This window comes from Citrobacter sp. Colony219 (assembly GCF_019382635.1).
Lineage (GTDB): Bacteria > Pseudomonadota > Gammaproteobacteria > Enterobacterales > Enterobacteriaceae > Citrobacter > Citrobacter youngae.
The window spans coordinates 4480866-4506825 of sequence record NZ_CP080033.1; the positions used below are offsets into that span (position 1 = coordinate 4480866).

At 52.1% G+C, this 25960-nt stretch carries 21 protein-coding genes and 1 pseudogene; 9 read left to right on the forward strand and 13 right to left on the reverse strand.

The features are described 5' to 3' along the window. The first annotated feature begins 24 nt into the window (after positions 1-24). Entirely contained in the window at positions 25-1092 is a 1068-nt protein-coding gene (gene degS / locus JTI85_RS19820; RefSeq protein ID WP_005121354.1) for an outer membrane-stress sensor serine endopeptidase DegS, read from the forward strand. Between the two features lie 142 nt (positions 1093-1234). Here degS and mdh read toward each other — a convergent pair whose 3' ends face one another. Next, entirely contained in the window at positions 1235-2170 is a 936-nt protein-coding gene (gene mdh, locus JTI85_RS19825; protein WP_040234161.1) for a malate dehydrogenase, read from the reverse strand. 436 nt (positions 2171-2606) lie between these two features. Here mdh and argR point away from each other — a divergent pair, with 436 nt between their 5' ends. Continuing rightward, positions 2607-3077, forward strand: a complete 471-nt coding sequence (gene argR / locus JTI85_RS19830) for a transcriptional regulator ArgR (RefSeq protein WP_003025162.1) — start codon at positions 2607-2609, stop codon at positions 3075-3077. Between the two features lie 377 nt (positions 3078-3454). Continuing rightward, complete coding sequence (gene yhcN, locus JTI85_RS19835; RefSeq protein ID WP_005121357.1) at positions 3455-3721, forward strand: peroxide/acid stress response protein YhcN; 267 nt, start codon at positions 3455-3457, stop codon at positions 3719-3721. Positions 3722-3770: 49 nt separating this feature from the next. On the opposite strand, the gene JTI85_RS19840 is transcribed toward yhcN, so the two are convergent. After that, positions 3771-4055, reverse strand: coding sequence for a hypothetical protein (locus JTI85_RS19840; RefSeq protein WP_048213449.1), 285 nt, complete (start codon positions 4053-4055; stop codon positions 3771-3773). Positions 4056-4473: 418 nt separating this feature from the next. On the opposite strand from JTI85_RS19840, the gene xapA reads away from it, so the two are divergent. From xapA to JTI85_RS19855, 3 genes are read left to right on the forward strand one after another with little or no spacing between them, the layout of a single operon-like run. Further along, positions 4474-5307, forward strand: a complete 834-nt coding sequence (gene xapA, locus JTI85_RS19845) for a xanthosine phosphorylase (protein WP_048213450.1) — start codon at positions 4474-4476, stop codon at positions 5305-5307. A 50-nt stretch (positions 5308-5357) separates the two neighbouring features. Beyond that, positions 5358-6563, forward strand: coding sequence for an MFS transporter TsgA (gene tsgA, locus JTI85_RS19850; protein WP_061068701.1), 1206 nt, complete (start codon positions 5358-5360; stop codon positions 6561-6563). Positions 6564-6621: 58 nt separating this feature from the next. Next, positions 6622-7524, forward strand: a complete 903-nt coding sequence (locus JTI85_RS19855; RefSeq protein ID WP_048213452.1) for a LysR family transcriptional regulator — start codon at positions 6622-6624, stop codon at positions 7522-7524. Between the two features lie 40 nt (positions 7525-7564). On the opposite strand, the gene aaeB is transcribed toward JTI85_RS19855, so the two are convergent. From aaeB to aaeX, 3 genes are read right to left on the reverse strand one after another with little or no spacing between them, the layout of a single operon-like run. Next, positions 7565-9535, reverse strand: a complete 1971-nt coding sequence (gene aaeB / locus JTI85_RS19860; protein ID WP_115642777.1) for a p-hydroxybenzoic acid efflux pump subunit AaeB — start codon at positions 9533-9535, stop codon at positions 7565-7567. 5 nt (positions 9536-9540) lie between these two features. Beyond that, on the reverse strand, positions 9541-10473 hold the full coding sequence (gene aaeA / locus JTI85_RS19865) for a p-hydroxybenzoic acid efflux pump subunit AaeA (RefSeq protein ID WP_003025174.1): 933 nt from the start codon (positions 10471-10473) through the stop codon (positions 9541-9543). Between the two features lie 7 nt (positions 10474-10480). Continuing rightward, a complete protein-coding gene (gene aaeX / locus JTI85_RS19870) occupies positions 10481-10684 on the reverse strand; it encodes a p-hydroxybenzoic acid efflux pump operon protein AaeX (protein WP_003025177.1) in 204 nt (67 codons plus the stop codon). 184 nt (positions 10685-10868) lie between these two features. Between aaeX and aaeR the strand changes: the two genes are divergently transcribed. Then, positions 10869-11798, forward strand: a complete 930-nt coding sequence (gene aaeR, locus JTI85_RS19875) for an HTH-type transcriptional activator AaeR (protein ID WP_038634351.1) — start codon at positions 10869-10871, stop codon at positions 11796-11798. 86 nt (positions 11799-11884) lie between these two features. On the opposite strand, the gene tldD is transcribed toward aaeR, so the two are convergent. The 8 genes from tldD to csrD form a co-directional block, all read right to left on the reverse strand. Beyond that, positions 11885-13330 carry a metalloprotease TldD gene (gene tldD / locus JTI85_RS19880; RefSeq protein WP_003025183.1) on the reverse strand — a complete coding sequence of 482 codons (1446 nt, stop codon included), beginning with the start codon at positions 13328-13330 and terminating at the stop codon, positions 11885-11887. Between the two features lie 162 nt (positions 13331-13492). Then, complete coding sequence (yhdP, locus tag JTI85_RS19885; protein ID WP_219351940.1) at positions 13493-17293, reverse strand: AsmA2 domain-containing protein YhdP; 3801 nt, start codon at positions 17291-17293, stop codon at positions 13493-13495. Positions 17294-17404: 111 nt separating this feature from the next. Beyond that, complete coding sequence (gene rng, locus JTI85_RS19890; RefSeq protein ID WP_003828822.1) at positions 17405-18874, reverse strand: ribonuclease G; 1470 nt, start codon at positions 18872-18874, stop codon at positions 17405-17407. Beyond that, positions 18864-19457, reverse strand: a complete 594-nt coding sequence (locus JTI85_RS19895; RefSeq protein ID WP_115601386.1) for a nucleoside triphosphate pyrophosphatase — start codon at positions 19455-19457, stop codon at positions 18864-18866. Before JTI85_RS19895 ends, rng begins: the two co-directional genes overlap by 11 nt. A gap of 8 nt (positions 19458-19465) precedes the next feature. Further along, positions 19466-19954, reverse strand: coding sequence for a rod shape-determining protein MreD (mreD, locus tag JTI85_RS19900; RefSeq protein ID WP_040234168.1), 489 nt, complete (start codon positions 19952-19954; stop codon positions 19466-19468). Further along, the gene (mreC, locus tag JTI85_RS19905; protein WP_040234170.1) at positions 19955-20977 is read right to left on the reverse strand and encodes a rod shape-determining protein MreC; all 1023 of its coding nucleotides are present in this window, start codon (positions 20975-20977) and stop codon (positions 19955-19957) included. A 63-nt stretch (positions 20978-21040) separates the two neighbouring features. Beyond that, positions 21041-22084 (reverse strand): rod shape-determining protein MreB, encoded by a 1044-nt coding sequence (mreB, locus tag JTI85_RS19910; protein ID WP_000913396.1) that lies wholly within the window; start codon positions 22082-22084, stop codon positions 21041-21043. Positions 22085-22390: 306 nt separating this feature from the next. Next, positions 22391-24331, reverse strand: a complete 1941-nt coding sequence (gene csrD, locus JTI85_RS19915; protein ID WP_048213458.1) for an RNase E specificity factor CsrD — start codon at positions 24329-24331, stop codon at positions 22391-22393. 225 nt (positions 24332-24556) lie between these two features. On the opposite strand from csrD, the gene JTI85_RS19920 reads away from it, so the two are divergent. Both JTI85_RS19920 and JTI85_RS21635 read left to right on the forward strand, forming a co-directional pair. Beyond that, positions 24557-25531, forward strand: coding sequence for an MDR family oxidoreductase (locus JTI85_RS19920; RefSeq protein ID WP_061068705.1), 975 nt, complete (start codon positions 24557-24559; stop codon positions 25529-25531). Positions 25532-25650: 119 nt separating this feature from the next. Next, a pseudogene (locus JTI85_RS21635) lies at positions 25651-25960 on the forward strand (mononuclear molybdenum enzyme YedY); the annotation flags it as partial.

The window sequence follows — 25960 nt, forward strand, 5'->3', positions numbered from 1 at the left end:
CCCTTTTTTAATGACGCCGCCATCATGTTTGTGAAGCTTTTACGTTCGGTCGCGATTGGTTTAATCGTCGGCGCCATTCTGCTGGCCGCGATGCCCTCTCTGCGCAAAATTAATACGCTTACCGCACCACAGTTCGACAGCACAGATGAAACACCTGCCAGCTATAACCCGGCAGTTCGCCGTGCTGCGCCTGCCGTGGTCAACGTGTACAACCGCAGTATGAACAGCACGACGCATAACCAGCTTGAGATCCGCACGCTCGGTTCAGGCGTGATCATGGATCAGCGCGGCTATATCATTACCAACAAGCATGTCATTAATGACGCCGACCAAATCATCGTCGCATTGCAGGATGGGCGTGTCTTTGAAGCGCTGCTTGTTGGCTCCGATACCTTAACCGACCTTGCGGTGCTGAAAATCAACGCAGCAGGCGGGCTGCCGACGATCCCGATTAATAACAAACGTGTACCGCATATTGGTGATGTCGTGCTTGCCATTGGTAACCCGTACAACCTTGGGCAAACCATCACTCAGGGGATCATCAGCGCCACGGGGCGTATTGGCCTGAACCCAACGGGCCGGCAAAACTTCCTGCAAACGGATGCCTCCATTAACCATGGTAACTCTGGCGGTGCGCTGGTTAACTCTCTGGGTGAGTTGATGGGGATTAACACACTGTCGTTTGATAAAAGCAATGATGGTGAAACGCCGGAAGGGATTGGCTTTGCCATTCCGTTTCAGTTGGCGACGAAAATCATGGATAAGCTGATCCGCGACGGGCGCGTTATTCGTGGCTACATCGGCATCAGCGGGCGTGAAATTGCACCGCTGCATGCACAAGGTAGCGGCATGGATCAAATTCAGGGGATTGTCGTGAACGAAGTGGCACCGGATGGCCCGGCGGCCCAGGCCGGAATTCAGGTCAACGACCTCATCATTTCGGTAAATAATAAACCGGCAGTATCAGCGCTGGAGACCATGGATCAGGTCGCTGAGATTCGCCCCGGTTCGGTTATCTCCGTGGTCGTGATGCGCGATGACAAGCAGTTGACGCTGCAGGTCACGATTCAGGAATATCCGGCGACGAACTAACGCGGATATAAAAAAACCGGAAATCATCCGGTTTTTTTAACATTTCGATGGGCTTGTAGGCCGGATAAGGTGTTTACACCGCATCCGGCATCTGTATGCCTGATGGCGACGCAAAACGTCTTATCAGGCCTACCGAAAAGAGTTATTTAACGAACTCTTCGCCCAGCGTGATATCTTTCTTCAGCGTATCCAGCATGCCTTCCAGCGAGCTTTGTTCGAACGCGCTCAGTTTACCGATGGACTGACGTTCTTCTACGCCATTTTTGCCCAGCAGCAGCGGCTGAGAGAAGAAGCGAGCATACTGGCCATCGCCTTCAACGTAAGCACATTCCACCACACCTTTTTCGCCGCTCAGCGCGCGAACCAGTGACAGACCGAAACGTGCTGCAGCCTGACCCATAGACAGGGTTGCAGACCCGCCACCGGCTTTTGCTTCCACAACTTCAGTACCCGCGTTCTGGATACGTTTGGTCAGGTCGGCCGCTTCTTGTTCAGTGAAGCTTACACCAGGGATTTGTGACAGCAGCGGCAGAATGGTCACACCAGAGTGTCCACCGATAACCGGGACTTCAACGTCGCCAGGCTGCTTGCCTTTCAGTTCCGCCACAAAGGTGTTGGAGCGGATGATGTCCAGCGTAGTTACGCCAAACAGTTTGTTCTTATCGTATACGCCTGCTTTTTTCAGCACTTCAGCAGCAATAGCAACGGTCGTGTTCACTGGGTTAGTGATGATACCGATACACGCTTTCGGGCAAGTTGTAGCAACCTGCTGCACCAGATTCTTCACGATGCCAGCATTCACGTTAAACAGGTCAGAACGGTCCATACCTGGTTTACGTGCAACACCCGCAGAAATCAGCACCACGTCAGCACCTTCCAGTGCAGGGGTCGCATCTTCACCGCTGAAGCCTTTGATTTTCACAGCAGTAGGGATATGGCTCAAATCAACGGCCACACCAGGCGTTACTGGAGCGATGTCGTACAGGGAGAGTTCTGAACCTGAAGGCAGTTGGGTTTTTAACAGTAATGCTAGCGCCTGACCGATACCACCAGCAGCGCCGAGGACTGCAACTTTCATCCTAAACTCCTTATTATATTGATAAGCAAAATGTCTATTGCTCCGCGGCGGCGACCTTAATTCACAAATCCAACGAATTCAATAACCACGCGTCAAGAATGCGTAGTCACGCAAATTTGGCTTTTATGCATTTAACTTACGTAAAATAAAACCTAAGTTACGTAATTCAAAACCACTCGCACAGTAGAGCAACTTTCCAACAGGTGCTGACAATATACCCTACAGCCCTCTCAAAACAACATCAATTTGATAACATTTAATTTACTTTTAATCTTATTTGCGAGCCGTGACACAGGCATGTTTCTTGATAACGAAATTTGATAAAATTCCGCTCTTTCATAACATTATTTCAGCCTTGAACGAGGCAGACCGTTTGCATAAAAATTCATCTGTATGCACAATAATGTTGTTTCTACCGCCATATTACGGGTGACTTATGCGAAGCTCGGCAAAACAAGAAGAATTAGTAAAGGCGTTTAAAGCGCTGCTTAAAGAAGAAAAATTCAGCTCTCAGGGCGAAATCGTCCTCGCGTTGCAGGATCAGGGCTTTGATAATATCAACCAGTCCAAGGTTTCACGCATGCTGACCAAGTTTGGTGCCGTGCGTACCCGCAATGCGAAAATGGAAATGGTGTACTGTCTGCCTGCAGAGCTGGGAGTCCCGACAACGTCAAGCCCGTTGAAAAATCTGGTGCTGGATATCGACTACAACGATGCCGTTGTCGTTATTCATACCAGCCCAGGCGCTGCGCAGCTAATTGCCCGCCTGCTGGATTCACTGGGTAAAGCAGAAGGTATTCTTGGAACGATTGCTGGTGACGATACCATCTTCACCACACCGGCCAAAGGTTTTACGGTCAAAGACCTGTACGAAGCCATTCTGGAACTGTTTGAACAAGAACTGTAATCCCCTTCCCCGTCACGCCCTGTGGCGGGGAAAAATCTCTCTTTTCTGCTCCCCTTCTCAACTTTCCACTACCGAACATTTAACAAATAGTGCGTTTCACCGCCAAAATACATTCACACAGTGAATGATCCCAATCAAAAACGCACAATTTGCAAAATATCATATCCTCATGAATTTATTGATTTTATTTTCAAAAATAAGTTCTAACCTGTATTTTTAATTCCATATAGTTATAAAAAATAATTTTTTTAACACTTGATTACCATAGAAACAATTAGCGTGGTATTAATTTATCGCGTGATTAGTGTATACTTGATTTTGTGATGAGGGTCACGAAACAAAGACCCCTAGTAAAAGAATTCGACGAGGTAAGTATCATGAAAATCAAAACCACTGTTGCAACTTTAAGCCTTCTCTCAGTTCTCTCTTTCGGTGCAAGCGCCGCTGTTAATCAGGTGAACTCGCAAGAAGCACAGAATCTGCAATCCATGGGTACCATCTCTGTATCTCAGATCGGTAGCTCACCAATGGATATGCGTCAGGCAATCGCCGCCAAAGCAGAAAAAGCGGGCGCCAGCAGCTATCGTGTCACTGAACTCCGTGAAGGTGCTCACTGGCATGCAACCGCAGAATTGTACAAATAAACCCTCGTCGTCTAGTCCGACGACTTGCCCCCGCCTGCCGGGGGCTTTTTTATACCTGTTTTGAGTGACGAACGTTAAAGCGTAACTGTCCTTCGAGCTCTTCTTCTGCTTCATCGAACAGTAAAATCAGCGCGCCATATCGCCTGCGTAACTTATCCGGTAAATGAACAAATTCGATTTCCAGAGGTAAAGGCAAGATTTCCCCAACCACAACCTCCCACAAAGAATCTAAATCAACCACCTTTTCCCGGGCCAGACCGAATGTACGTGCAAACTCACGGTAGAAATCACTCTGATTTTCAATCTCGTCAAAATCAAACGTATAGATATTCATCTATAGCCACCATCCCGACGCCAGTTACTCCACAGACCACCGATATGCAGGGTCTTCCTCAACCTGTTTCCCCTATCCCGCCAGCAAAATTTTATGTTCCTGCGGTCCAGGCATCGTTTACCACCCCCAGCTAAATACTCGTCTTAAGTATAGCCCTGCCTCAGTGTGCGTAATACGTCAGGAATGAACTGTTCATCGTTTAGACAAAGAGAGATACATCACATTTTTGTGCAATCCTATGACTGCGTTTCGGAAACAGTATGAAACAGGTTGGCCATAACTTTCTGAAAAATAATAGATCCGATATTTATCTGATTTTTTCAATATAAAAATCATATCAATAACCGCATTTATCATATTGGATTTGTAATTGAAGCCTCCACAAAATGCATGCAACTGAATAGTCTCTGGAGTCGATATGTCCATGTCTGTTGTCAACGATACCCCGTATGAAGCGGCTGAAATTCTGCGTTCTGCAAAACCCAATTTTCATCCACGTATCGCTCTGATACTTGGGTCAGGTCTGGGGGCTCTTGCCGATCGCATGGAAAATAAAACCACGCTTTCATATCAACAATTACCTGGGTTTCCGGTCAGCACCGTAATCGGCCATGCCGGGGAAGTGGTGATGGGAACGCTTTATGGTATCGACCTCATCTGCATGAAGGGACGTGGGCATTTTTATGAAGGGCTGGGAATGGGCATCATGACCCATGCCGTACGTACCTTTAAACTGTTGGGCTGCGAATTTTTATTCTGTACCAACGCCGCGGGTTCGCTGAACGTAGATATTCCTGCAGGTAGTCTGGTCGCCCTCAACGATCACATCAACACCATGCCATCTACCCCACTTGTCGGGCCGAACGATGAACGCTTTGGTCCTCGCTTCTTTAGCCTCGCTAACGCATACGATCGCGAACTGCGCCAGCAGCTTCACGGTGCCGCAGAGCAGTTGGGTATCACGCTTCATGAAGGGGTTTTTGTCTCTTATCCTGGACCTAATTTTGAGACGGCTGCGGAGATTCGCATGATGCAGCGTATGGGCGGCGATGTCGTCGGTATGTCGGTGGTACCGGAAGTGATAGCTGCACGCCACTGTGGCCTGAAAGTACTGGCCGTTTCAGCCATCACAAATATGGCTGAAGGTCTCAGTGATGTTGAGCTTTCCCATGAACAAACGCTGAAATGCGCTGCCATGGTAACCGAAGATTTTATTCGTTTGATCAGCCAGTTCCTCAAGCAGTACGCCTGATCGTGGTTCCGTAGACGGACAGGTCGCCCTGCTCCGTCTGGAGAAAAGTTATGCCAGACAATCAGTTTTCTCGCGCAAATCTCAATGCCGTTTCGTACCTGAGCTATTACTTTGTTGGCGCACTGGTGTCGACACTGGGGATTGTGCTTGGGCCACTTTGTGCCGCTTTTCATAAAGACCCCAGCTTTATCGGGCAGGTCTTTACTCTGATGAACATCGGAATGTTTGTGCCTATTATGCTTGGCGGCATTCTGATGAAAAAATGGGGGCTGAAAAAACCATTAGTTATTGCTGCAACGCTCACCGTGATTATCAGCGTAGTACTTTTTATCCAACCAACCTTAACGCTGTTTAGCGTTGCAGTGGCCGGAATTGGTGCCTGCGGGGGCGTGTTTATGACCATCGGCAGTTATCTGGTGGTCCGTATTAATCCCGATGAAAAGAGCCGCTCTTCCAGCCTGATTTTTACCGATTTCTTTTTCAGCTTTGCCGGAGCAACCCTTTCCTTACTGTTAGCCTGGATGTTTAAACTGGGTGCCAGTTGGATTGCGATGTATGGGATTATGGGCGGTCTGGGCGCGTTGATGTTGGCTCTTACCCTGCGTTGTCGCTTCCCATCGACAGAGGCTGCGCAGCCGCAGCAACACGAGAAAACGGAAGAGTCAGAACCCTGGGGGATCTCTGTCTATTTGATCTGTTTTACTCTCTTTGCTTTCCTGCTGGCTGAACCCATTTTTACCATGTGGACACCGGGCTACCTGCAATCGCGTTTTACACTTCAGGCGCAGGATGCCGCGCTATTCACTACTGTGTATTGGGTGACGAAAGCCATTGGCCTGTTCCTGAATCAGTTCACCGTGAAATGGATGAAACTGCGCACTTTCCTGCTGATCTGCGCAAGCATTGGTCTGGTCTCTATTGCGCTGATTGCCAACAGCAACAATACCACGCTGATTCTGATAGCGTGCGGCGTGTTTGGTTTCTTTAACTCCGGTTTATTCTCCGGCCTGATGAGCTATGGTTCACTGCAGGTGAGTCGCAGTTCACCAACCTTGATCTCCGCCTTGTTGACGTGCGGCACAGTGGGCACGCTACTGTTTGCCAGCGTCTCCTCCATGGTAAACAGCCACTTTGGTCTGCAGGGGGCGGTGAATACGTCAACTGTCGCCTATTGTGTGTTACTGCTGACGCTGGTTATCGCTGTCACCTGCAGCCAGGCCGAGCGTCTCGCCCGCCCGCCATCCGCTGCGGTTTGACAAGCTTTGGGGAGGACGGCATGATGCCGTTTCTCTCCCTCTCTTACGCGTAACCAGCATGATTGATCTCCAGGCCAATAGCCGAATTCGTCTTCGAACATTGCGTTATTTTCAGGTTCTCGCTGACGAGCTGCACTTTGGCCGGGCCGCGGCCCGGTTAAACATCTCTCAACCGCCGTTGAGTATGCAGATTAAAGAACTGGAAGAGATCCTTGAAACGACGCTATTTGAACGTACCAGCCGTAAAGTGGTTCTCACGCGAGCCGGGCAGGTATTGAAAACGGAAGTCGATCGTATCCTGAGTACCACCGATCAATCCCTCAATTATGTGCGACAGATTGGCCGTAGCGAACATCAGCATTTCAACATTGGGATAGTCGGTAGCGCATTGTGGGGAACGCTGCTGACACGTCTAAAGGACTTTAAGAAGCAACAGCCGTACGTAAACTGGAGTTTGCAGGAGCTTTCCCAACATCAGCAAATTGAAGCCTTGCATGCCCGGACGATTGATATTGCGATTAGCCGGAACGTACTGCCCCAATCCGAGACGAATATTCGTAGCCAATTGATTTCCCGCGAAGCGGTTGCTCTCGCCGTACCTGAACACGATCCTCTCTGCCAACACCAAAGCGTCTCACTGGCGATGCTCGCTGAACGCCCCATCATTTCGCTTTCATTCAATCAAAGCAATTTCGCCCGTCAGGTACATGACCGCTGTGTTGAGGTAGGATTTTATCCTCTGATTACCCACCAGGTTAACGAACCGCAAACAGCGCTGGCGCTGGTTAGCGCAGGAATTGGTCTCTCTTTGCTGCCAGAAACCTGCGGATTGATCCACTGGCCAGGCGTTCGTTTCTTACCGTTGAATGACCCTATTCCAGCCGATCTTTATGCCTACTGGTACGACGAACAGCTCTCCACATTAATGAACGCGTTTATCATGACATTACAGGGGCGGTAAAACTGAAACCGGAAGAGATATCCTCTTCCGGTTAGATGAGTTATGAATTGCTGGTCAGCGCATGCTGGTATTTGTGCAACATTCCCGTGAGTCGTTTCACTGGCTCCGTCACCTGAGGCGGGGCTTCCCAAAGCGTTAATTTTTCCTGGTAGATATCAAGCTCCTCCAGCAACTGACCAAAGTAGCGTCGGCGTTTGTCATCATTGACTGCAGAAATAACTTGATCGGCGGTACGGCGAAGCTGGCGATGAAACGTCGATAAATCGTCGTTTACCGGTACAGGCGCATCACGTAAACGCTGGTGAGCAATAATCATCGTCAGTGCCAGGCGGAACTTTGCCAGATCGCCGGGGAATTTGTTCATCAGTAAAAACAGCTGCTGATACAACGCCGGAAGGTGGTTTTCTTTACGGCGCACAACATTGGTGGTCATTGCGGAGACCGCTGCCGACACAAACTGGTTAAGCAACACACGACCTGTTCTGTCACGCGAGTTATCCCGCACCAACAGAATAACGATAAACGCCAATACGCAGCCAACAATCTGCCCCAGTGCACTGTCGAGGAACTGACTAAAGTGGAACGTCATCGGGTTATCAAGCACGATAATGTTAATGGTGCTCGCCAGCGCCCCCATTGAGCCCAGACGCCGCTTCTGCACCTCAATACCCAGAAAGAATCCCAGCACCGCCAGACTCAGACACAGCAACAACATGCTTTGCTGGGTATTGGGGATAATCACCAGAAAATAGAGCGCCCCCAACGGCAATGCTGCCAGTGTGCCATAGATAAAGTCGATGGCCACCATGCGGGGGTTAGGCAAACGCATGGCCAGCGAGGTGACGACTGCTATCATGACCATCGCGCCGCTACCTGATGTCCAGCCAGTCCACAACCAGAATAAGGTTCCCAGCACACAGGACAGCGTAGTACGCCAGAAGTTGACCAGCGCATGGTGATGTTCGGCGGATTCCACCTTCACCACTGGTTCGCCTTGCAGGATCTCTTCTTCAATAGCGCTAATTTTGGTATTGCTGACCACACCGCGTTTCAACAGCAGGTAGCGCGTCGCCGCACCGGCCCAGCTATAGATCGTCACTGGCGTATCACGCTCACCGGTCCAGACAATCACGCGGCGCATCCGCTTCAATTGTTTATGTACGTCCTGCACCGTTTCAACCGGCGTATCAAACAACTCGCGGAAGGTATCTGTAATCAGTTCTGGTCGCGTATTCTGAATAAGATAGGTTTCGCAGGACTGCGTGATGAGTGTGAGCGACAGAGTATTCAATGCCTTGAGTCTACGATTGGCGCGCACCCAGCGTGAGGATTCCATGTTCAGGTTACTACGCATACCTTCAAGCGCCGCCGTACGACGAACTAAAGCGCCCCAGGCCTTGTCCACCTCTTCGCTATCGCCATGCTTTATACACAGTTGCATAAGCTGATATTGCGCCACCAGAAGACTGTCTAACTCGACATCTATCTCCTGTTTCACTGAACGGGGCGAAAAGAGTAGGTCGGCGATGATAGCGCAGACAATCCCCATCACAATCTCGCTGCAGCGTTCAAGCGCAAATTGTGGCGTCAGCAGAGGCTCCGCCTGAATGGTAATGACGATAATCAGAGCCGTGTAACCCGAAAGCCCCCAGGCATAGGAGTTTTCGATCTTTACCAATGAAGAGATCCAGGTACAAAAACCGGCCCAGATACAACACACCAGGATCATCAATAGCGGGGCGCGGATCATGCTGATGATAATGATCAGTGCGGCAATACAGCCGATAAATGTCCCGACAATACGCAACATGCCGCGATAGCGGATAGCGCCTGAATAAGGTTCTCCGCCAGCGGCAAAGGCAGGGCCTGCCGCCACAATGGCTGCGGTCAGTACCGCCCAGCGAGGGGTCTCAAGCTGGAAGTGAAAGCCAACGAACAGCGCCAGTACAATCGCGCAGGCCAGTTTTACCGCAAAGCGGATATGCTGGTTGGCAATGGAGAAAATACCCATCGCGATTAACCAAACTCGCGCAGGCGGTGCGCCATTTTACGGAAGAAAGATTCCTGGCTGGCATCGCGATCCTGCTTGCCGGTAATGACGACGGTCGCCGTCGTCCCGGCAGGCCACAAGGTTCCCTGCTGCTCATCAAGACGAATTCGCACCGGCACGCGCTGCGCCAGACGCACCCATTCAAGATTGGAATCAATGGTCGCCATACCCTTTGCGTCCCGCGTGCTGCTGGCATTCGTTACGCCAGCCGCCACGCTATCAACGGTGCCTTTCAGCACATTATTACTGCCAAGCGGGGTGATTTCAGCGCGATACCCTGGGCGAACGCCTTCCAGTTTGGTCTCTTCCATATACGCCAGTACATAGAATGAGTGCTGTTTTACCAGTGCCACCGCCGTGGAGCCGCGCGTAATAAATTCACCGCTATAGACGTTCAGGTTAGTCACCCATCCGTCTGCAGGCGCACGGATAACGGTACGTTCCAGATCTAATTTTGCCAGGTCGCGGGTCGCTTGTGCTTTTGCAAGCTGGTGTAATACGGTTTGCAGGACGTTGTTTGACTGGTCGATCTCTTCGCGAGACATAGCCTGCACGCCCAGTCGGTTACGACGACCGGCCTCCTGGCGTTTTTCCTGCGCCAGAACCTGATAATAAGCGACGTCAGCTTCGGCCTGCTCAAGGGCTTTCTTATAGCGTGGCTGGTCGATGGTGAACAGGATCTGATCCTTTTTCACCAGTTGGTTATCATGGATGTTAACGTTGGTAATAAGCCCCGCAACATCCGGCGCAATCGCGACGACATCGGCGCTGAAACGCGCATCACGCGTCCACGGCGACTCGGTGTAGAACACCCATGCGCGGAAAATAGCGATGAAGGCCAGAATGACCAGTATCACGGTAATGGCCGTGCGGGAGAGTTTTCTTGTTAGTGTTTTCACTTCAACCTCAAACGAACAGGCGCGTTATTAAATAGAACAGACAGCAATACAGCGCAGTGTTAAACAGAGCCGGATGCCAGACAAAATCATAGATGCCAGTCGGAACAAGCACCCGGCGCACCAGCCAGAAAATCGCCAGTGACAAAAGTAATTCGAAAAAAATCGGTGGGAAGGACAGACCAAACACCACGATAACGGGAAACAGACTCATGTTGACCTTGGTAACGTAAGAGAGTGCAGATGATAGATTTTCTAGCGTATGTCACCGCAGAGAAGGGCAAGGATGAGCCAGGCGAGAGCGACATAGCCGTTATTTGAATAATAATATATTAACGTAACTGTTATGCTGTTATCTATATTATGTGATCTAAATCACTTTTAAGCCAGAGTGAACAATGGAACGATTAAAACGTATGTCGGTGTTCGCCAAAGTTGTCGAACTGGGCTCCTTCACCGCCGCCGCAAGACAGCTACAAATGAGCGTTTCATCGATAAGCCAGACGGTCTCAAAACTGGAAGATGAGCTACAGGTCAAGCTGCTAAACCGCAGCACGCGTAGCATTGGGCTAACTGAAGCCGGTAAAATTTATTATCAGGGCTGCCGCCGGATGCTGCACGAAGCGCAGGATGTTCACGAGCAACTGTATGCTTTTAACAACACGCCCATTGGCACGCTGCGCATTGGTTGTTCTTCAACCATGGCACAAAATGTCCTCGCCGGACTGACCGCAAAAATGCTCAAAGAGTATCCTGGGCTGACGGTAAATCTGGTGACGGGAATACCGGCACCCGACCTGATTGCCGACGGTCTGGACGTGGTTATCCGCGTGGGTGCCCTGCAGGACTCCAGCCTTTTTTCGCGTCGTCTGGGGGCTATGCCGATGGTGGTCTGCGCGGCAAAAAGTTATCTCGCCCAGTTTGGTGTCCCGGAGAAACCCGCCGATCTCAGCAATCATTCGTGGCTGGAATACAGCGTTCGTCCGGATAATGAGTTCGAATTAATTGCCCCGGAGGGGATTTCTACCCGTCTGATCCCAGAGGGACGTTTTGTGACCAACGATCCGATGACATTGGTGCGCTGGCTGGCCGCAGGCGCGGGCATTGCCTATGTACCGCTGATGTGGGTGATCAATGAGATCAATCGTGGCGAAGTGGAGATCCTGCTCCCCCGCTACCAGTCGGATCCGCGTCCGGTGTATGCGCTGTATACCGAAAAGGATAAGCTGCCGCTCAAGGTGCAGGTGGTGATTAACTATCTGACAGACTATTTCGTCGATGTGGCGCAGCTGTTTCAGGGAATGTACGGTCGGGGAAAAGAGAAATAAAAAGAGTCCAGGCCAGATAAGGCGTTGACGCCGTATCTGGCAAGATGCCCGATAGCACTAGTGCTTATCGGGCCTGAATCATGATGTTACGCGGTGCCACCTACGGTCAGGTTATCCACCTTCAGTGTCGGCTGGCCCACGCCAACCGGCAGACTCTGTCCTTCTTTACCGCAAACACCCACGCCGTTATCCAGTTTCAGGTCGTTACCCACCATCGAAATCTGCTGCATTGCTTCGATACCGGAGCCTATCAGCGTCGCGCCTTTCACCGGTTTGGTCACTTTACCGTTTTCAATCAGATACGCTTCGGAGGTAGAGAACACGAATTTACCGGAGGTGATATCCACCTGGCCACCGCCGAAGTTAGGCGCATAAATACCGTACTCAACGGATTCGATGATTTCCTGCGGCGTGGATTTCCCCGGCAGCATATAGGTGTTGGTCATACGCGGCATCGGCAGGTGCGCGTACGATTCACGACGACCGTTACCCGTTGGCGCCACGCCCATCAGGCGCGCATTGAGTTTGTCCTGCATATAGCCTTTCAGAATGCCGTTTTCGATCAGCACGTTGTACTGACCCGGCGTTCCTTCGTCATCAATGGCTACTGAACCACGACGATCCGCCATCGTGCCATCATCAACGACGGTACACAATTCTGACGCCACCAGCTCACCCATGTGACCGCTGAATACCGACGTGCCACGGCGGTTAAAGTCACCTTCCAGACCATGACCGACCGCTTCATGCAGCAGAACGCCCGGCCAGCCAGCGCCGAGTACCACCGGCAGCGTACCGGCAGGCGCGGCTACCGCAGAGAGATTGACCAGCGCCATGCGTACGGCCTCTTTCGCCCATGCGTCAGCACGAACTTCGCCATCGAGGTCGCCAAGGAAATAGTCATAGCCAAAACGACCGCCGCCACCGCTGGCGCCACGCTCGCGTTTGCCATCCTCTTCAACCTGTACGCTTACGGACAAACGCACCAGAGGACGGACGTCAGCGGCCAGCGTACCGTCGGTCGCCGCCACCAGAATCAATTCATACACACCGGTCAGGCTCGCCGTCACTTCCTGCACACGCTTGTCGGCGGCACGCGCCACGCTGTCTACGCGGCGCAGAATATCCAGCTTCTCTTCGCGGCTCATGCTCTGCAGGGGATCTACTGAGGTATAAAGCGCCTGATGCTCTACCGCCCCCAGCGTTTTTACTTTGCCATCACCGCTGTCGCGCACGATAGTACGCGCGGCATGAGCACTTTGCTCCAGCGCCAGCAGGCTAATCTGGTCTGCATAGGCAAACCCGGTTTTTTCGCCGCTGATGGCGCGCACGCCAACGCCCTGATCGATATTGTAAGAACCATCTTTAATGATGCGGTCTTCTAAAACCCAGGATTCGTGATAGCTCGACTGAAAATAGAGATCGCCGTAATCAAGACGGCGTTCGGCCAGTTGGCCCAGGATGGCAAACAGATCCTGATGTTTCAGGCCATTCGCCGCTAGCAATTGTTCACTTACCAGGTTCAGACTCATCGTTTTGCTACTCATTAGTTACTGTTGTAGGCCTGATAAGACGCGCCAGCGTCGCCATCAGGCGCTTCAATGCCCGGATGGCGGCGTAAACGCCTTATCCGGCCTACGGACTGCGGTAGAAGTTCTATGTTGAGATTGGGGCAATTACTCGCCCCCGTCAAATCATTGCTGGCTTTCTTTGCGCGGCTGGCGCAGAACTTCGTTGATCTGTGGCTTATCGACCGGACCGGTAATGCGATAGCGCAGAATTGAAACTTTGCTCCACAGCGGTCCCAAAACTTTACTGGCGGCAAATACCGCCGCGCCGACAATTGGGTTGACGGCAAACGCCGCGGCCACCCCAACGGTGGCAGAAATTTCAGGTGCGACAACGGCTTCCATATCCAGTTCGCGACGCACCAGATTCACCGAACCTTTCATGGCGATGTCAGCTTCCAGGCCATCCACCAGCGTATCATCAGTGTGCATCACACCGTCTTTGATCCACGCCGTACTGCGGATAGAGTCAAAGTAAAAACCTTCGCTGAACGTATCGCTAAAATCAAAACGCAGTTTACGCAATAGCGCATCAAAGCTCAGCAGACGTAACAGTTGTCCCGCATGTCCGGTGCTAAGTTCAGTCAATTCACCTTTGCCCAAACGGGTGCGCAAAATCCCATTCAGTGAAGCTTCATCCGGATCCCAGGGCGGATTACGCCAGTGCAGATCGTACTCGACGTTAAAGGAAGAGTTACGAATCGGGGTAGATACGCCAAAGAAACCCGCGGCTGAATCAATCTTGTTGCCATTCAGCTTTCCTTTCAGTGACGTACGCTCCTTGCCCGGCACATTGACCCATTCGCCATCGGCGGTCAGCCGGGCAAACCCGGTATCCAACAGACCATTGCTCAACGTTAATGTGTCACCTTTTATCGCGACATCGGCATCAATGCGCCCATACTTTTGCCCCCACATCCAGCACTCTTCGCAGCGTATCTGCGCATCCGGCCAGCCACGGAAACTGACGTTACTGATAGCAGAGAACGGCGAGGCTGGCGTTGTATTTGGCGATGACGTTGCAGCGTTCGGGTTGTAATACAGATACTTGATATTGGCAAGCCACGGAGCATTATTGCGCATAGCCAATGTGGCGTTAATCTCACGCCCCTGTGCCCGTACGCTGGTACCATTAAGCCCAGGTTCAGACACAATGCTCAGGTTATTCCACTGCTGGCCGCCCAGGGATAAAGAAGGCGTGCGCACCGCAATACGCTGCGGGAAGTTCGCATTACTTCCGACGTTATCTGCCGCGCCTTTCTGGAACAATGCCAGCCATTGCGCACCATCCATGGGCGGAAGATTAAGTTCGATGCCCTGCTGGTCAGGAAGCGCTGGCACGGTACGGCTTTCCGAAGTCCAGATTGCGCGGTCAAGCGTCAGTTTCTGATTCAGCAACCAGTGGCTGTTAAAGTGGTTCTTGCTTCCGGCGTTACCGGTCAGATCGAAGCTGCGCAGGTTACCATCTGCCTTAACATTAACCGGTAGCGACTCACCGGCGACTTTGTTTAACGGAGCAGGTAAGTGACTGCTTACATTTTTCAGGTCGCCTTTCAGCTCAATGTTGTAGGTCGCTCCGGCATGATATGGCAGGTCAATGCCAACCTTACCGTTCCACGCCATACTGCCGCTTAAGGCATCATTCACCTGTGCGGGGAGTATCCCCATGCGAGTTGGCTGCCAGTCACCGTTCAGATTCACAGCAACCTGGTAAGCTTTTGCACCCTCGGTAGTGGAAAAGTCGACGTTCAGCGGCTGATTAAACCAGTTCGCCGTCATCGGCTCACTCTTGAGATCGCCGTTGATAAAGCTGAATTTACCGTTCAAATTCTTCAGCGTGCTGTCGAGCGGCTTGATAAACAGACTGTTATTACGCAGGTTCACGTCGCCTTTGGCCGTAACCAGCGAACCATCTAACGGGATATCAAGATGTAAGCGAGCACTCACATCACCGTCAATTTGCAGCTGTTCCAGCGTGGCACCAAGCGACTCTTTCAGCGGTGTTTCGTCGAAATAAGGCCCAACCGCTTTGCCCGGCCCGTTGATGTCGGCATCAATCAGCAGTTTTTCTTTTGCGTAGTCAGGGATATTTGCCGTCAGGTTAGTGGCTTCTACCCCCCCTAAATTGACGCTATCCGTCTTCATCCACAGGCCATCGTTAATGAAGTTCAGTTCAATATTGAGGTCAGTCAGTGCGGGCCAGTCCGGCTGGAAGGCAAATTTTGCATTACGCAGCGGCACCAGCACCTGGAACTGACCTTCGTTATGCAAATACGGGAACAGATGTGGGTTACCGCCATAAACCAGTGTTGCGTTATCCGCCTCACCGCCCTGAATTGCCCCACTGAGATAATCAACCAGCTCTTTTCCCATCAGATTTTCCGGGAAATAGCGCCAGGCCTGGGAGCCATCGTGAGTGCTAATCCCCGCCAGAATCCCCAGCCACGGTTCATCACCGGTTGGTTGCAGATAACGAAAACCGCCGCGCGCATGTACCGCTTTCGCTTTAACGTCAATATTGCGCCCGTCTAGCTGAAAGCCATTTTCATTCTTCAGCCAACTGAGCGTTGCCACGCCATCTTCTATCTCCAGCGGGGCACGAAAGACGGTTTCATACGGCATTTTTGCCTGCTTCATGGAGGCCGTTAATGCGCCATTTTCCACGCTGCCAGACAATGTACCGGAGAAATGTTCTGCCCCCGGCAGCAGCTTCCACTGTTTCCAGGCCAGATCGGTCCACGAGGACTGGAAACGGGTTTTTTCGGTCGCCTGTAACGGGATATCCAACGCCAACACGTTTATCTTGCCGCTCGGTTGCGTGGCCCGCCAGATATCACCCAATGCCGGAGATAACTTAGCGGCCATCGGGCGTAGCCCCTCTAACCCGGCTAGCTCCAGGTTACTGGCGCGAATACGTAATTCGTCGCTGCGCTTATTATTGGCGCCCCCCACTTCCTGCCCGGGGAACCAGGCCAGCGTTAATGCCCCACTCGGCCAGGGTTTGTCATCCATCGTGATGCGCGTATCCGGGATAGCAAACAACCAACCGGAGTGCTCACGGCTGATATGCGCAGTCAGGTTATCGACGGACAGCGTGTGGATGTTGCTCTCTCCCTTCCAGCTTGCGCCGCCCTTTTTCAACCAGACATCGCCACCAGAGATTTCGCCTTTGTTGAGCGTCATCCAGCCTTCCAGGCTAAAGCGCGCAGTTTGCAGCGCAACATTATCCTGCATCCATTTTCCCAACCACGGCTTAACGTCGATGTCGTCAGCCTGCAGCCAGACTCGACCATTATTCAGCAGGCCGTCATCATCACGCAGATCCATACGCACCTGCATAACACCGTGCTGCCCGGTCAGGCTGGAGAGGCTGACCTGGCCTTCAGCACGATGCCGGTTTTTACCGTTCAACCAGGTTAGCTGAGGGATCGCCAGTTCCGCACGCTGGCCTGACAGGGTCAAAAAACTAACCTGGCTGTCGCGAAGATCAAAATGATCAAACTGGCGCAGGAACAGATCGTTGATGTGGCTGGTTTCAATCCCGTCGCCGCTATCGCTGCGCTGGATCGGTGTATTGGTGCGCAACTGCAGTTGCCAGAAGGTGAGATCGCGAAACTGCCAGCGCATGTGCAGCAAACTTTGCCAGACATCCAGCGCCAGCGTGACACGCTTTACCGAGAATTCGCCACCGTCTTTCAGCTGTGCATGAATATCGCGAGCTTCGAGCGTAGGGCCAAAATTTTGCCAGTTAGCAGAAAGCTGGCTGGCGGAAACGGGCATACCGGTGGCAGATTCGATCTTGCCCAGAATGGTCGGACGCCAGCTATCGAGATGCGGTAGAGCAAGGCGCAGCCCACTGACCAGCAGCGCTGCGATGACAACGAATGCGGCTCCAGTGAGCAGTAAAATCCCCGGCAATCGCCTCACGCGCCTCTCCTTGTCTGCCAAAAAATGTGACTCACACCCCTTGAGTGAATATTGCCGGATAGCGGCGTTTGTGCCTTATCCGGCCTACATGCGCGGGTGCCACTACACGATTTACATCATTACCACGTCAAACTGCTCCTGGTTATAGAGCGGTTCGACTTGTACTTTGACCTGTTTGCCGACAAAGATTTCCACTTCCGCCAGCGCATGCGACTCTTCCCCTTTCAGGGTTTCAGCCACTGCCGGAGACGCATACACCAGGAAACGATCGGAGTCGTAAGCATGGTGCACGCGGACGATTTCACGCATGATTTCATAACATACGGTTTCGACCGTTTTCACCGTGCCACGTCCGTGGCAGGTTGGGCACTCGTTACACAGCACATGCTCCACGCTTTCACGCGTGCGCTTACGTGTCATCTCTACCAGACCCAGCTGTGAAAAACCGTTAATGCTGGTTTTTACGCGATCCTTGCTCAGCGCCTGCTCCAGAGAGTGCAGCACCCGGCGGCGGTGATCTTCATTATTCATGTCGATAAAATCGATAATGATTATGCCGCCCAGATTACGCAGACGCAGCTGACGAGCAATGGCCTGCGTTGCTTCAATATTAGTATTAAAGATAGTGTCGTCGAGATTACGATGCCCAACAAATGCGCCGGTGTTGATATCGACGGTAGTCATCGCTTCGGTTTGGTCGATGATCAAATAGCCGCCGGATTTCAGCTCAACCTTGCGCTCCAGCGCGCGTTGGATTTCATTCTCAACGTCGAAGAGATCGAAAATCGGTTGGCGTCCGCTGTAATGTTCCAGTTTGCTGGTCATCTCCGGGATGTATTCCGCCGTAAATTCCAGCAACGCTTCATAAGTCAGACGGGAATCAACGCGAATTCGGTCTAACTGAGCATCAGCAAAATCACGCAGAACGCGCTGTGCCAGTGCCAATTCACCATACATCTGGTAGCGCGTTTGTGGCCGCTTCTTACGCTCCATGACCTTCGTCCAGACACGCTTCAGGTAGGCAGCATCCGAAGCCAGATCCTCTTCACAAACGCCTTCAGCCGCCGTACGAATGATGAATCCGCCCTGTTCGTCGCAGTAATCCGCCACCACCTTTTTCAGGCGTTCGCGTTCGGTTTCGCTCTCGATTCGCTGAGAAACCCCCACGTGCGACGCCCCCGGCATAAAGACGAGATAACGGGAAGGTAGCGTGATGTCCGTTGTCAGGCGTGCGCCCTTCGTGCCCAGAGGATCTTTCACCACCTGTACCATCAGGTCTTGCCCCTGACGCACAAGTTCGGAGATATCGCGTACAGTGAACTGTTTTTGTTCTTCACCCGCTACGCATTCGGTATGCGGCATGATGTCTGATGCGTGGAGAAATGCGGCTTTATCCAGCCCAATATCTACAAAAGCCGCCTGCATACCCGGAAGTACACGACTTACACGACCTTTGTAGATATTGCCTACGATTCCGCGTCGCGCCTCACGTTCAATATGAATTTCCTGCAGAATACCGCCATCAATGTACGCCACCCGCGTTTCCGATGGCGTTACGTTTACCAACAATTCAGCCGTCATGTTTATCCCTTTTCTCACGCAGTGCGTTAAAATTGCTCAGCAACTCATACGTTTCTACCAGCGGTAAGCCGACTACGGCGTGATAGCTGCCATTGATCTTCCTGACAAAACAGCCACCCAACCCTTGAATACCGTATGCACCTGCTTTATCCATAGGCTCACCGCTGGCAACATAACCGGCGATGTCCTCATCTGTTAGTGTTCTGAATGTCACTTCCGTCACCACCAGACAGTCCAGGTTGTGCTGGCGATCGGCTAATGCGACAGCCGTCATGACCTGATGCGTTTTGCCTGACAGTTTGTGCAGCATCGCTGCTGCATGGTCGGCATCATGCGGTTTTTCCAGCACTTCGCCATTAAGGATAACAATGGTATCCGCCCCCAGCACAGGTAAATCGCGCACAGCCATTGCTACGCCTGCCTGCGCTTTTTCACGCGCCAGACGAACAACATACTGCTGAGCGCTTTCCTGCAGGTGCCGCTGTTCTTCAATTCCAGGAACCAGCCGTTCAAACGTAACACCAAGCTGAGCGAGCAACTCCTGACGACGTGGAGAACCTGAAGCAAGATACAGAGTATTCATATCAACCTTTATTGCACCGCAAACTGCTGGCGGACTTTACGCATCAGTAAGAATAGCCATGGCCAAAGCACACCATTTACTACACTACTCCAGAACACTTCAGGTCTGAAAGAGACGTTGATCACTAAAAACTCGGCCCAGAAAACAATAATATCCACGACCAGTGACAACAACATAACTACCAGCGCCTGCTGCCAGAGCGCGAGGTTACGGAAGAGCTGAAATTTCAGTGCGACCAGATAAGCAATGATACTCATCGACAATGCCCGCACACCAAGCGTAGAGCCGCTAATGAGATCCAGTATGGCACCCACGATAAATCCTGTGCCCACATTTACGCGATGCGGCAGCGCCAGGATCCAGTACAGCAGAATGAGCAGCACCCAGTTCGGCCGGAAAACGAGGATCTCGTCCGGCCAGGGCATGACTTGCAGCAGAAATGCAATTAGGAACGAGAGCCAAATGACCCAACGTCCCTGGTGACGGATGCTTGCCACTTACTGCCCTCCCGGCTTACGCGGAGCAGGTTGTGACGGCGTGGTTGTTGCAGGAACCGGCGTTACACCTGTCGCCGGAGCAGGAACTGGCGCAGGAGGCCCCATGGCATCCGGTGCCGGCAGGACTTGCGGCATCATTTGCATCAGACGTTCATTAGCTACACGGTGCACTTCTTCTGGCGTCATCGGGTTAGCACCATTACGATCGGCTCCCCACAGCAGCAGCAGATAGCGCAGACGCTGTAAACCCGCCGTCGGGCGCGCCTGAATCACGGTGTATGCGCGCTGGGTATCCAGCTTCACAGAGGAAACGACACCGACTGGATAGCCTTCAGGGAAACGCCCACCCAGACCGGAGGTAACCAGCACATCGCCAACGCGAATGTCAGTATTAGCCGGCAGGTGTTCAAGCTGAAGATCGTCCGTGCAGCCGTTACCGGCAGCGATCACGCGAATATCGTTACGCAATACCTGGATTGGCAGTGCATGCGTCGCGTCACAAATCAGCAGTACGCGGCTGGTCAGTTTGGCCACCGCAACAACCTGGCCCACTACGCCTTTATCGCTGATGACTGGCTGACCTTCATAAACGCCGTTAACACTCCCTTTGTCGATCACCACCTGATCGCTGTAAGGATCGTTAACCGTTGAGATGACCTGCGTCACCATTTTTTGTTCGTCCTGGCGCAGCGGCGATCCCAGCAGCTCACGCAAACGCGCGTTCTCCTGTTTATATTGCCCCAGCATCAGCAGTTCACTGTTTTTCAGCAGCAGTTCCTGACGCAACGCCCGGTTTTCAAGTTCGAGTTGGTCACGAGAAGCCAGCGTTTGCGACACGCCGTCGAGTAATTCACGGGGACCATTAGAGATAAAGTAGAAAGGACTGACGGCGGTATCCATGTACGTTCGGATTTGACTAAACGTACCCAAGCGGCTGTCGGCAATAATAACGCCGAGCGCCACCAGCACCGCCAGAATAAGGCGAATCTGTAGCGACGGGCCACGGCTAAAAATTGGCTTCATAGTCTATGCGTATTCTCGCATCAGAGCGGAAGAGCAACCCAGGGCTACCCTTCCTGCATCCGATTACTCTTCGCTGAACAAGTCGCCGCCGTGCATATCGATCATTTCCAGTGCTTTACCGCCACCGCGAGCCACACAGGTCAGCGGATCTTCGGCAACAACAACTGGAATACCGGTCTCTTCCATTAACAGACGGTCAAGGTTACGCAGCAGCGCACCGCCGCCGGTCAGGACCATACCGCGTTCTGAGATGTCAGACGCCAGTTCTGGCGGACACTGTTCCAGTGCAACCATCACCGCGCTTACGATACCGGTCAGGGGTTCCTGCAGCGCTTCAAGGATCTCGTTAGAGTTCAGGGTAAAGCCACGTGGAACACCTTCTGCCAGGTTACGACCGCGAACTTCGATCTCGCGTACTTCGTCGCCAGGATAAGCAGAACCGATTTCGTGCTTAATACGTTCTGCGGTAGCTTCACCGATCAGAGAGCCGTAGTTACGGCGAACATAATTAATGATGGCTTCGTCGAAGCGGTCACCACCAATACGCACGGAGGAGGAGTAAACTACGCCGTTCAGAGAGATAACGGCGACTTCTGTGGTACCACCACCGATATCGACAACCATTGAGCCGGTTGCTTCAGAAACTGGCAGGCCCGCACCGATCGCTGCCGCCATCGGCTCTTCGATCAGGAACACTTCACGTGCACCTGCACCCTGAGCGGATTCACGGATGGCACGGCGTTCAACCTGAGTTGCTCCAACCGGTACACACACCAGTACGCGCGGGCTTGGGCGCATGAAGCTATTGCTGTGCACTTGTTTAATAAAGTGCTGGAGCATTTTTTCAGTCACGAAGAAGTCAGCGATAACGCCATCTTTCATTGGGCGAATTGCAGCGATATTGCCCGGCGTACGACCCAGCATCTGCTTCGCATCATGACCTACTGCAGCCACGCTTTTCGGCGAACCGGCACGATCCTGACGAATGGCCACAACGGAAGGCTCATTCAATACGATGCCTTGTCCTTTTACATAAATAAGGGTATTCGCGGTACCCAGGTCAATGGACAGGTCATTGGAAAACATGCCACGAAATTTTTTCAACATACTAAGGGATAATCCTGAAAGCTGGGGCGGAAAACAAAATCCGCTTACTTTACCAACCACACGCAGCAGCGACAAGGCGCAAAAATCATCTGCTACGGTGAAAATTAGTGCAGTTCGTTTCCTTTGTTACAAAACCGGCCTGAGTCCATCAGGGCTGAAAAACTCAGCAGCAGTCCTCGCTTTTGTTTGCAACCTGTCAAAGGTCATTCACCTGCATGTTTGCTGTTACAACCTGGCGAGCAGACAAGCACACCCCCAGAAGGCACAGCGCGCGTTATTCTACGTGAAAACAAATTAAACGGCAGGTTAAACCGAGTATCTTTGCGAATATTTTTTCACGTTTGTGTCAAGTGGCTGTGATGCGGCAAAAAAATCACCCTGCCCACCCGCGACTCCACGTTCTGTCAGGGTATGCCACTCGCTGCGCGAACGTACGCCCGTGGCATAAACCTGCGTTGGCGTTCCGGTACACGTCTCTACCAGGCTTTGAACCAGCAGCTGATTTTCCGTTCGCTTATCAATGTTTCTCACCAGACTGGGATGAAGCTTCAACAATTCGACATTCAGCTCTTTGATCCAACTGGTACTCACCAACGTTAAACCGGCCTGCGTAACGGCAATACGTACGCCAAGCGCATCCATCAATCGGATAACCGGTTGTAACCGGCTGATGTGTTGACAAACATCCGCCTCAGCAAGTTCAATAATTATGCGTTTACGTAGCGATTTTTCGCACTGCATCAGCGTATCTCGCAGCCAACGCTGAAAACGTGGGCGAATGAGCGATTCAACCGTCGTCTGCATCGCCAGGCTTTCCTGCGGCCAGTACCCCAACAACAGGATCAAACGGCTGATTTGCAGACGGTCATACTCTTCCGCCAGACCAAATTGCAGCACCATCGGCATATATTCCGCCGAAATAACCTCTTCGCTGCCATCGAAAATACGGCACATCAGCTCGCGATGGTGCACCCGCCCTTCACGCGTTACGGCAGGTTTTTGATAAATTCGCGGTCCGCCCCGACTGAGCATCTGTTCAATCAGCGTTCGCCAGCGCACATTGCCCCGGCCTTTTTCCGGCAGAGAGTCGTCATACACCGACCAACTGTTCCCGCCTTGTAATACTGAATTCCGGGTGGCGGCTTCAGCGTGATCCATAACTTGTTCAGTCGACTGACCGCTGCGACAGACACAAATGCCAATATGAACCATATCGGCACGATCGATCATTTTGTTAGCCGGAAGTGCATCCACCGCCTTTAAGAGTTGCCCGGCGATACTTTCCGCTTCTTTTAACGTGCGGTGTGGCAGCAGGATGGCAAAATCGCTTCGGTGGTAACGCGCTAACAGTGCGCCCGGATAGCGCATCATAAAGGTAGACAACAAATTGATAAGCGTTGAAATTTGTTCTTCCGCCTGGGTAATGCCCCAGCTCTCGCGTAGCAGCGTAAAGTCCGGCAAACGAACCATCATCACCACACCATGCGAGCCGACTTTTTCCTGATCTTCCAGCAGCGTCGCCAGTTGGTTATCAAAGAACAAGCGGTTGCTCAGCCCCGTTTTTGTATCCTGCGCGACATAGGAGCGAATTAGCGTATCCAGCCTGCTGCGCTGCTCACGAGCATTTTGAATTTCGGTCAGTAGCATGTCGAGCGCACTACTGGTACGCGCTGGCCACTCATAGACCGTTCCCCGCACGTTTGGCCCGCGTTCACCGTTGAGGATCCGCGTTGAACGAATCTCCAGTAATTCCTGTCCGGAAAGTTGACGTTGAAGCCAGCGCACCGACAAAAACAGCATCAGGATAATAAAGCCTATCGATAGCGTGAGCGGTGCCGTAGTCATCAACGAATGGAAATAGTTGCCCATCGGATCCTGGTAAACCATACGCAGCGACATCCCCGGATGCTTGACCAATGGCACGGTGAGATTGCGATAAAGGTTATTCGTCCCCGCCGGGCGGTAGCTACTGGTTCGGGAATGGCTATAAACAACGCGGTCATCCTGAAGCAATTCAATACGGACGATATCAACCGAAATCATCAGTTCATCAATTTGCGGCGTTAAGGACACGACATCCCTGGTGACCAGATGGGTATCGATCGCCGTCGCGACGGCATGGACGCGGGTGGTGAACTTATATTGAATAGCGTTATAGAAACTCAGCGAGCAACCTATCAGCGTCACGAAAATCGTTAACCCGGTAAGCAGCGTGACAAAGGCTGAAAATTTCGTCGTTAATCGCATCCTTGTGTTAACTCCGACAGTGATGAATCAGGTGTGAAAGTGAAAAAGCGACACGAAAATGCAAAACTGAACGCGAAATCCGTCAATTTACACAAATAATGTGGGCATACTACCAAATCAGGTATATCTGGCAATTTATTGCGCAGAATCGGCATCATGTTTTAATTAGCGAGTATAGTCTTCACAGATAATTTTCCAATCCACTATATGAATTGAGGACAGGTTATGCAGGCTTTGATCTTAGAACAGCAGGACGGAAAAACCCTCGCATCCGTTCAACCCCTCGACGAAAATCAGCTACCTGAAGGCGATGTGACGGTGGATGTTCACTGGTCGAGCCTGAACTATAAAGATGCCCTCGCCATCACCGGTAAGGGTAAAATTATCCGCAATTTTCCGATGATTCCTGGTATCGATTTCGCCGGAACCGTACGCACAAGTGAAGATCCTCGTTTTCATGCAGGTCAGGAAGTCTTACTGACCGGATGGGGCGTGGGTGAGAATCATTGGGGGGGACTGGCCGAACGCGCTCGTGTGAAAGGCGATTGGCTGGTTGCGCTGCCAAAAGGACTGGACGGTCGCAAATCCATGGTCATCGGTACCGCCGGTTTTACTGCCATGCTGTGCGTCATGGCGCTTGAAGATGCCGGTATCCGCCCGGAAGACGGCGAAATCGTCGTCACTGGTGCCAGCGGTGGCGTAGGCAGTACTGCCGTTGCGCTGCTGCACAAACTGGGTTACCAGGTTGCGGCAGTATCGGGCCGCGAAAGCACCCACGACTACCTGAAAAGCCTGGGAGCCAACCGCATTCTGGGTCGTGATGAGTTTGCTGAATCTCGTCCGCTGGAAAAGCAACTGTGGGCGGGTGCCATTGATACCGTTGGCGACAAAGTGCTGGCAAAAGTACTGGCGCAGATGAACTATGGCGGTTGTGTTGCCGCCTGTGGCCTAGCTGGCGGTTTTGCGCTACCCACCACGGTGATGCCGTTTATTCTGCGCAACGTGCGCTTACAGGGCGTCGACTCCGTGATGACGCCTCCGGATCGTCGTGCACAGGCCTGGCAACGTCTGGTTAACGACCTGCCAGAGTCGTTCTTTACCCAGGCAGCGACAGAAATCACGCTTGCCGATGCGCCGAAGTTCGCCGATGCCATCATCAATAACCAGGTGCAGGGCCGTACGCTGGTGAAAGTGAAATAAAACAATTTGCAGATACAAATTTACATTTAATTAACTAAATTTCTCTGCACATTGACGGACTCCCTGCCATAGTAACTACGCGCCAGTATGAGCCTTTGCGCGTATGTCGGGAGTCCGTTATGAAGAAAATACGTCCATTCACTGAAGCCGATGTAACAGCCGAGTCGGCTTTTTTTATGCAGCGCCGCCAGGTGCTGAAAGCGCTGGGTATCAGCGCCGCCGCTTTGTCTTTGCCCTTTTCTGCCGAGGCCGATCTTCTGAGCTGGTTTAAAGGCAATGACCGTCCGCCCGCGCCTGCCGGTAAACCCCTTGATTTCACCAAGCCGGCAGCCTGGCAAAATACACTTCCTTTAACACCAGAAGATAAGGTTTCTGGCTATAACAACTTCTACGAATTCGGCCTCGACAAAGCCGATCCTGCAGCCAATG

Excerpts from the sequence above, each read along its gene's own strand:
- degS (WP_005121354.1), top strand. The coding sequence starts at position 25 with ATGTTTGTGAAGCTTTTACGTTCGGTCGCGATTGGTTTAATCGTCGGC.
- mdh (WP_040234161.1), bottom strand. The coding sequence starts at position 2,170 with ATGAAAGTTGCAGTCCTCGGCGCTGCTGGTGGTATCGGTCAGGCGCTA.
- argR (WP_003025162.1), top strand. The coding sequence starts at position 2,607 with ATGCGAAGCTCGGCAAAACAAGAAGAATTAGTAAAGGCGTTTAAAGCG.
- yhcN (WP_005121357.1), top strand. The coding sequence starts at position 3,455 with ATGAAAATCAAAACCACTGTTGCAACTTTAAGCCTTCTCTCAGTTCTC.
- JTI85_RS19840 (WP_048213449.1), bottom strand. The coding sequence starts at position 4,055 with ATGAATATCTATACGTTTGATTTTGACGAGATTGAAAATCAGAGTGAT.
- xapA (WP_048213450.1), top strand. The coding sequence starts at position 4,474 with ATGTCCATGTCTGTTGTCAACGATACCCCGTATGAAGCGGCTGAAATT.
- tsgA (WP_061068701.1), top strand. The coding sequence starts at position 5,358 with ATGCCAGACAATCAGTTTTCTCGCGCAAATCTCAATGCCGTTTCGTAC.
- JTI85_RS19855 (WP_048213452.1), top strand. The coding sequence starts at position 6,622 with ATGATTGATCTCCAGGCCAATAGCCGAATTCGTCTTCGAACATTGCGT.
- aaeB (WP_115642777.1), bottom strand. The coding sequence starts at position 9,535 with ATGGGTATTTTCTCCATTGCCAACCAGCATATCCGCTTTGCGGTAAAA.
- aaeX (WP_003025177.1), bottom strand. The coding sequence starts at position 10,684 with ATGAGTCTGTTTCCCGTTATCGTGGTGTTTGGTCTGTCCTTCCCACCG.
- aaeR (WP_038634351.1), top strand. The coding sequence starts at position 10,869 with ATGGAACGATTAAAACGTATGTCGGTGTTCGCCAAAGTTGTCGAACTG.
- tldD (WP_003025183.1), bottom strand. The coding sequence starts at position 13,330 with ATGAGTCTGAACCTGGTAAGTGAACAATTGCTAGCGGCGAATGGCCTG.
- rng (WP_003828822.1), bottom strand. The coding sequence starts at position 18,874 with ATGACGGCTGAATTGTTGGTAAACGTAACGCCATCGGAAACGCGGGTG.
- JTI85_RS19895 (WP_115601386.1), bottom strand. The coding sequence starts at position 19,457 with ATGAATACTCTGTATCTTGCTTCAGGTTCTCCACGTCGTCAGGAGTTG.
- mreC (WP_040234170.1), bottom strand. The coding sequence starts at position 20,977 with ATGAAGCCAATTTTTAGCCGTGGCCCGTCGCTACAGATTCGCCTTATT.
- mreB (WP_000913396.1), bottom strand. The coding sequence starts at position 22,084 with ATGTTGAAAAAATTTCGTGGCATGTTTTCCAATGACCTGTCCATTGAC.
- csrD (WP_048213458.1), bottom strand. The coding sequence starts at position 24,331 with ATGCGATTAACGACGAAATTTTCAGCCTTTGTCACGCTGCTTACCGGG.
- JTI85_RS19920 (WP_061068705.1), top strand. The coding sequence starts at position 24,557 with ATGCAGGCTTTGATCTTAGAACAGCAGGACGGAAAAACCCTCGCATCC.